The 7325-nt window shown below is 67.7% G+C and carries 6 protein-coding genes; 5 read left to right on the forward strand and 1 reads right to left on the reverse strand.

Going from position 1 to position 7325, the window contains the following annotated elements; genetic code table 11:
• Window positions 1-72: 72 nt before the first annotated feature.
• Entirely contained in the window at window positions 73-2148 is a 2076-nt protein-coding gene (locus tag IEZ09_RS30220) for a PQQ-dependent sugar dehydrogenase (RefSeq protein WP_229813083.1), read from the reverse strand.
• Between the two features lie 135 nt (window positions 2149-2283).
• On the opposite strand from IEZ09_RS30220, the gene IEZ09_RS30225 reads away from it, so the two are divergent.
• The 5 genes from IEZ09_RS30225 to IEZ09_RS30245 are packed head-to-tail and all read left to right on the forward strand — an operon-like array spanning window position 2284 to window position 7268.
• The gene (locus IEZ09_RS30225; RefSeq protein ID WP_189257190.1) at window positions 2284-3477 is read left to right on the forward strand and encodes an extracellular solute-binding protein; all 1194 of its coding nucleotides are present in this window, start codon (window positions 2284-2286) and stop codon (window positions 3475-3477) included.
• Window positions 3477-4532, forward strand: a complete 1056-nt coding sequence (locus IEZ09_RS30230; protein ID WP_229813084.1) for an ABC transporter ATP-binding protein — start codon at window positions 3477-3479, stop codon at window positions 4530-4532. Before IEZ09_RS30225 ends, IEZ09_RS30230 begins: the two co-directional genes overlap by 1 nt.
• Window positions 4529-5419, forward strand: a complete 891-nt coding sequence (locus IEZ09_RS30235) for an ABC transporter permease (RefSeq protein WP_189257191.1) — start codon at window positions 4529-4531, stop codon at window positions 5417-5419. Before IEZ09_RS30230 ends, IEZ09_RS30235 begins: the two co-directional genes overlap by 4 nt.
• Entirely contained in the window at window positions 5416-6234 is an 819-nt protein-coding gene (locus IEZ09_RS30240) for an ABC transporter permease (RefSeq protein ID WP_189257192.1), read from the forward strand. Before IEZ09_RS30235 ends, IEZ09_RS30240 begins: the two co-directional genes overlap by 4 nt.
• A gap of 50 nt (window positions 6235-6284) precedes the next feature.
• On the forward strand, window positions 6285-7268 hold the full coding sequence (locus IEZ09_RS30245; RefSeq protein WP_189257193.1) for a LacI family DNA-binding transcriptional regulator: 984 nt from the start codon (window positions 6285-6287) through the stop codon (window positions 7266-7268).
• Window positions 7269-7325 lie beyond the last annotated feature (57 nt).

Below are 7325 nucleotides of genomic sequence, written 5' to 3' on the forward strand. Positions count from 1 at the left end.
GGGCTCCTTCATCCACGTCAGGTGGAGGAAGGAGCCCTTCATCGACGGCGAGCTGCCTGTGGGAGCGCGCCCCTAGTTCAGCGCCACCTTGAGGATCTTGGTGTTGCTGTTGCCCGCCGTGGAGTCCTTGTCACCGTTGGACGTGGTGACCCACAGCGAGCCGTCCGGCGCCGGCTCCGGGGTGCGCAGCCGGCCGTAGGTGCCCTGGAAGTGGGCCTTGGGCGTGCCGAGCGACGAGCCGGTGATCGGGATCCGGTACAGCCGCTCACCGCGCAGGGCGGCGAGGAACAGCACGTCGTTCACGATCGCGAGACCCGACGGTGAGGCGCTGCTCACCGGGAAGGTCTTCTTGGGCGCGATGTAGCCGCTGCAGTTGCCCGAGGTGCCCTCGCAGTTCGACCAGCCGTAGTTGCCGCCCTTCTGCAGCAGGTTGATCTCGTCCATCGTGCCGTCGCCGAGCTCCGCCTGCCACATGCGGCCCTGCGAGTCCACGGCGAGGCCCTGGACGTTGCGGTGGCCGTAGGTCCAGACGTAACGCGCGTTGCCGCCCTCGCCGAAGAACGGGTTGTCGCTCGGCGCGGTGCCGTCCGGGTTCAGGCGCAGGACCTTGCCGCCCAGCGACTGCTTGTTCTGCGCGTTGGCCTTGTTCTGGCCGTCACCGGTGCCCGCGTAGAGCTTGCCGTCGGCACCGAAGCGCAGGCGGCCGCCGTTGTGGAACTTGTTGCGCGGGATGCCGGTCAGCAGCGTCTGCCAGCCGGTCAGCGAGTTGCCCACGATCTTCGCGCGCACGATCCGGTTGTCGTTCGCGGACGTGTGGTAGATGTAGATCAGGCCGTCCGCGGCGAACGTCGGCGACAGCTCGATGCCGAGCAGACCGCCCTCGCCGTTGGTGCCGGAGACGTCGGGAACCTTGCCCAGACTGGTCTTCTGGCCCGACGGCGTGATCCGCACGATGTCCTGCGCGTCGCGACGCGAGTAGATGCCGTCGCCGTTGGGCAGGAAAGCGAGGCCCCACGGCACGTCGTTGTCGGTCGCGATCTGCGTGACGGCACCGACCTGGTCGCCGCCGGGACGGGTCTTCACCGTCACCGCGTTCGAGGCGGGCGAGGGGTTGCCCACCGCGTCGAAGGCCTTGACCGTGAACGTGTACTCGGTGTTGGCGGTGCGGCCGCCGATCGTCGCGGACGTGCCGGTCGCGTCACCGACCTTCGTCGATCCCGTGTAGACCTCGTAGCGGGTCACACCGACGTTGTCCGTCGCCGGATCCCACGCGAGCGACACGGAGTTCGCCGTCACGCCGGTGGAGCGCAGGTTCTTCGGCGCGGTCGGCGGGATCGGGTCGTCCTGCGCGGGCGGTGTCTTGAACTCCGCGGTGTTGGACGCCTGTGAGACGTTGCCCGCCGCGTCGCGCGCGTTGACGTAGAAGCCGTACGTCACGTTCGGCTTCAAGCCGGTCATAACGGTGCTGAGCGTGTTGCCCGGCACGGTCTTCTGGAACTGGCCGAGGTTGTAGATGTCGTAGGACGTCACGCCGACGTTGTCCGTCGCGGCCTTCCAGGTCAGCTTCGCCGAGTCGGACTTGATCTCCGACGCGACGAGGTCCGACGGCGGCGACGGCGGCTCGGGGTCCACGATGCCGGTGCTGCCGAAGACCTGGAACTCCTGCAGGGAGTAGCCGTACGACGTGCCGGTGCGGCACCGAGTCGTGCCGTGGACGCGGACATAACGGCCCCGCCCGGTGACCGTCAGGTCCTCGACGCCGCCCTTGCCGTCGGCCGTGCTGTGGATCGGCGTCCAGCTCGAGTCGTCCTCGGAGGTCTCGACCCGGTACGCCTTGGCGCACGAGAGGTCCCACTGGAGCCGGACCCGGCTGATGTTCGCGGACGCGCCGAGGTCGACGCGGATCCAGGCCGGATCGACGTTCGCCTTGCTGGCCCAGCGCGTGCCCGAGTTGCCGTCGAAGGCGTTCCTGGGCGCGTAGTTCGCGCCACCGGACGACGACTCGGTCGCTGGTTTGCCTTGGGACAGCAGGACATCCGCGGCGGACGCCTGGGGCGCCGCGGAGACGAGCGAGGTCACCGCCACCGCGAGCGCAGTGGCCAGGATGCCGGTTCTGGTGACCGGCAACCGCCGTGAACGGGGTGCCACAGGAGCCTCCCACTTTCGTCGGGAATGGGTTGTGCGGCGGCATTGCGTTCGACCCGGCGGCGGGTGTACGAGTGTTACAGAAAAACCGTAAACGTTTTCGAGCGCCAGGTCCAGAGTCAGTTAGGGAGCCCCGAGATGCGCTGGACAAGGAAGTTACAGCTCGTCATCCCCGCCCTGTTGGTGGTCACGGCGTGTGGTGCGCCCGAGACCCCGCAGGCGCAGAACGCGCCCACCACCGTCCCGGACAAGCCGTCGAAACCCGTCGAGCTGAACGTGCTCGACGTGGCAGGCAACCTGCAGCTCACCCAAGGCATGATCGACGAGTTCGTCAAGACCAACCCGGACGTCATCAGCAAGGTCAACTACACCAAGGCGACCGCGCCGGACATGCCGGGCAAGCTCAAGGCCGAGCAGAACTCCGGCAACTCCCAGACACACCTCGTGCTCACGGGCACGGACGGCCTGTCGTCGGTCATCGAGCAGAAGCTCGTCTACGAACTGCTCCCCGGATTTTCGGCGAAGCTGCCGGACCTGGAGAAGACCTACCTCCCGCCCGCGTGGGAGATGCAGAAGCTCGCGCAGGGCCAGGGCGTCGCCGTCACCTACTACCCCGCGGGCCCGCTGCTGGAGTACGACCCGGCGAAGGTGCCGACGCCGCCGACGTCGCCGGCCGAGCTGCTCGAGTGGGCCAAGGCGCATCCCGGCAAGTTCCAGTACGCGCGGCCGGCGAACTCCGGTCCCGGCAGGACGTTCCTCATGGGACTGCCGTACCTGCTCGGCGACTCCGACCCCAAGGACCCGGAGAAGGGCTGGGAGAAGACCTGGGCGTACCTCAAGGAACTGGGCCAGTACGTCGACAACTACCCCGGCGGCACGACCGACGTCATGAAGAACCTCGCCAACGGCACGTCGTGGATGGTCGCCTCCACCACCGGCTGGGACATCAACCCGCGCGTGCTCGGCTCGGTGCCGGAGGGCATGAAGATCTCGACGTTCAAGGGCTTCCACTGGGTCACCGACGCGCACTACGCCGTCGTCCCGAAGGGAGTGTCGTCCGACGTGCTGTCGGCGAACCTCGCGCTCATCAAGTTCATGCTGGATCCCAAGCAGCAGGCGAAGGCGTACGACAAGGGGTACTTCTACCCCGGTCCCGCGGTCAAGGACGTCACGCTCGACATGGCGCCGCAGGAGTCCAAGGACGCCATCGCGAAGTTCGGCCGCGCCGAGTACGACAAGCTGATCTCCGACAACCCCAAGGAGCAGTCGCTGCCGGCGGCGCAGCAGGTGAAGGCGTTCCAGCGGTGGGACCGAGAGATCGGTAAGAAGTAGTGACGGGCCAGCGTTTCGCCGAGCTGCACCTCGACCACGTGCGGCGCGCGTTCGGTGACACCCTTGCCCTCAAGGGCATGGACCTGACGATCAAGGGCGGCGAGTTCGTCGCCCTGCTCGGGCCGTCGGGGTGCGGGAAGTCCACGGCGCTCAACTGCCTGGCGGGCCTGCTGCCGTTGACCGGCGGGCGGATCACGCTCGACAGCAGGCGGATCGACGACCTGCCGCCCGAGAAGCGCGGGTTCGGGATGGTGTTCCAGAACTACGCGCTGTTCCCGCACATGTCGGTGCGGCGCAACATCGGGTTCGGCCTGTCGATGCGCAAGACCCCCAAGGCCGAGCTGACCCGGCGGGTGGACGAGGCGGTGCGGCTCGTCCAGCTGGAGGAACACCAGCACAAGTTCCCGGCCCAGCTCTCCGGCGGTCAGCAGCAACGGGTGGCGATCGCCCGCGCGATCGTGCTGGAACCGCCGCTGGTCCTGATGGACGAACCACTGTCCAATCTGGACGCCGCGCTGCGGTTGGAGATGCGCACCGAGATCCGCCGGCTGCACCAGTCGCTGGGGCTCACGACCGTCTACGTCACGCACGACCAGGAGGAGGCGCTGGCACTCGCCGACCGGCTGGTGGTGCTGCGGCTGGGCGAGGTGCAGCAGGTCGGCTCGCCCGAGGAGGTCTACGCGCATCCGGTCAACCGGTACGTGGCCGGATTCATGGGCTACCGCAACATGATCCCGGTGACCGTGACGGCGCAGGACGACGAGCGGGCGACCGTGCGGGCCGATGGCGTGGAACTCGTTGGCGTCAAACGGGAAGAGCTCGCCGATCACGCGGTCGCGGCGGTCAGGCCGGAGGACTTCGCGGTGGTGACCGAGGCCGGCGAGAACACGCTCGACGCCACCGTCGAGATCGTCGAGTACCACGGTCGTGAGCAGGCGGTGGAGGCACGGCTGCGGGACGGCACGCAGCTGCACGTCCGCACGAACTCGCGGCTGGCTCCCGGCGACGCCATCAGGTTGAAGGTGCCGGTCGAACGAGTGCTGGTGTTCTCATGACGGCCGTGCTGGAGAGGGCCTCGCTGCGGCACCGGCTGGCCGAGAAGGGCGTCGACCGCGTCCTGTGGCTGCTGGTGCCGGGCGCGGTGTTCGTGGTGCTGCTGTTCGTCTACCCGTTCCTCTACGGGCTGCAGCTGTCGTTCCAGCCGAAGAGCGGCGGGAGCCCGTTCCAGAACTACGTCACGTTCTTCTCCGACGAGTATCTGGCCGAGACCGTCTGGATCACGCTGCGGCTCGGCCTCCCGGCGGCGTTGTTCAACGTGCTGGCGTCGATCCCGATTGCGTTCCGGATGCGCGGGAGGTTCCGGGGCAAGCGAGCGCTCACCACGTTGCTCGTCGTGCCGATCACCCTCGGCACCGTGCTGACGGCGGAAGGACTTCTCGCGTTCTTCGGGCCGACGGGGTGGTTCAACCGCATCTGGCTCGCGCTGGGCGCTGACGAACCGGCGAGGCTCACCCACAACTACTGGGGCGTGCTGTTCTCGCTGATCATCACCGGCTTCCCGTTCGCGTTCCTGCTGACGCTGTCGTACCTGTCGGGCATCGACCCGACGCTGGAACAGGCGGCGGCGACCCTGGGTGCCTCGAAACGGCAACGGTTCCGCACCATCACGATGCCGTTGCTCGCGCCGGGCCTCGCCGTGACGTTCTGCCTGTCGTTCGTGCTCGCGTTCTCGGTGTTCCCGTCCGCCGTCATGGTCGGCAACCCGGCCGGCGAGACGCACGTGATGTCGATCGCCGCGTACGAGACGGCGTTGCGGGACAACGACTTCGCGATGGGTTCGGCGATCGCGATGCTGATGGCGCTGGTGATGCTGATCGTGATCGGCGTGGTGCTGATCTGGCGAACGACCCTCTACCGCGGCGCCACGGGAGGCAAAGGATGAAAGCACGTCCGGCCGTGTGGCTGACCTGGGGCGCTCTGGCCTTTTTCATGCTGAACCTGGCCGGCATCGTCGGCGCCGTCGTCACGAACTCGTTCGCCGAGTCGTGGTTCGGCACCTGGCTGCCGGACGGGTACACCGGCAAGTGGTACGGCGAGGCGTGGCGCGACTACCGGCTGCTGGACGTGCTGGTTGTCACGTTCCAGGTCGCGATCGCGGTGGTCGTCATCTCCGTCCTGATCGGAGTCCCGACGGCCTACGCGCTGGCACGGCGGAACTTCCCCGGCAAGAAGCTGCTCAACGTGCTGTTCCTGCTGCCGATCCTGATGCCGCCGATGACGTACGGCATCCCGCTCGCCACGGTGCTGTACAAGTTCCACCTGGCGGGCAGCATGGCCGGGGTGATCGCGGCGAACCTCGTCCCGGCGGTGCCGTTCGTGGTGCTGACGATGACACCGTTCATCGAGCAGATCGACACGAAGATCGAGGCGGCGGCGCGGATGTGCGGGGCCAACACGGTCGCCATCTTCACCCGCGTGCTGGCCCCCTTGCTGGTGCCGGGCATCCTGGCAGCATCGATCCTCGTGCTCGTGCGGACGGTGGGCATGTTCGAACTGACGTTCCTCACCGCGGGACCGACCAGCCAGACCCTGGTCGTGTCGCTGTACGAGGCGATGTCGTCGGCGGGCATCCGGCCACAGCAGATGGTCGACTCGATGGCCGTGATCTACACCGGTTCTATGCTGCTGCTCCTCGTGATCGCGCTGCGGTTCGTGAACCCGACCCAGCTCGTCACGAGACTCAAAGAACCGGCTTAGGACCTGACCCGTCATGATTGTTTCAACCGGCAGCTGAGGGTGAGGTACAAGTGGCAGTCACCATCCGCGACGTGGCACGCAGGGCGCACGTATCGGTCGCCACCGTTTCGCGTGCGCTGACATCTCCCGAGCTGGTGCGCCCGGAGACCCGGTCACGGGTGCTGGCTGCCGCCTCCGACCTCGGCTACCAGCCCAACCGGGCGGCCAGAGGGCTGATCACCGGCAAGACCGGCAACATCGGCATCGTCGTGCCCGACCTCGACAACCCGTTCTTCACGGGCGTGCTCAAGGCCGTGCAGGCGCGGGCGATGCAGGCCGACTACGCGGTGTTCGTGGCCGACAGCGACGAGGACCCGGTCACCGAGGCGAAGCTCGTGCACGCGATGGCCAAGCAGGTCGACGGCGTCGTGCTGTGCGCGCCCGGCCTGGAGGACTCGCAGATCTACGAAGTGGCAGGGGCGACGTCGCTGGTGCTGCTCAACCGGCGGCTGCCGGGAGTGCCCGCCGCCTTGATGGATTCCGCCGGTGGCATGCACGCCATCATCGACCACCTCGTCGCGTTGGGACACCGGCGGATCGCCTACCTCAACGGGCCGCGCACGTCGTGGTCCAACCAGGAGCGTCGCCGCGGCCTGATGTCGGCGGTTGCCCAGCACGGCGTGGATCTGGTGGATCTCGGACCGTTCGCGCCGCGCTACGAGGGTGGCCTGCAGGCGGCCGATCTGGCCGTGGCGGCCGACACGACGGCGATCGTGGCCTACAACGACATCATGGCGCTGGGCGTGCTGGCGCGGTTGCGGGACCGCGGGATCTCCGTTCCCGGTGACGTGTCCGTGACGGGGTTCGACGACCTGACGTACGCGGCGCTCTGCTCGCCCGCGTTGACAACGGTGGCAATGCCGGTGGCGCAGGCGGGACGCACCGCGGTGAACCTGTTGCTCGACTGGCTGGACTCGGACAACACGGACGTTCCGCAGATCGTGGCCGAAACCCAGCTCATCGTGCGCGGCACCACCACCCCGCCCCGCAAGTGATGAACGGCGCTTTTGTGCACCTGGTGTTTTAACCAGGGGTGAGGTCCTTGGGACGGG

Origin of the sequence: Lentzea flava (genome assembly GCF_014648475.1) — a bacterium.
GTDB lineage: Bacteria > Actinomycetota > Actinomycetes > Mycobacteriales > Pseudonocardiaceae > Lentzea > Lentzea flava.

Bases quoted from the DNA above. Each gene is read 5' to 3' on its own strand.
- IEZ09_RS30225 (WP_189257190.1), top strand. From the start codon at position 2,284: ATGCGCTGGACAAGGAAGTTACAGCTCGTCATCCCCGCCCTGTTGGTG.
- IEZ09_RS30235 (WP_189257191.1), top strand. From the start codon at position 4,529: ATGACGGCCGTGCTGGAGAGGGCCTCGCTGCGGCACCGGCTGGCCGAG.
- IEZ09_RS30240 (WP_189257192.1), top strand. From the start codon at position 5,416: ATGAAAGCACGTCCGGCCGTGTGGCTGACCTGGGGCGCTCTGGCCTTT.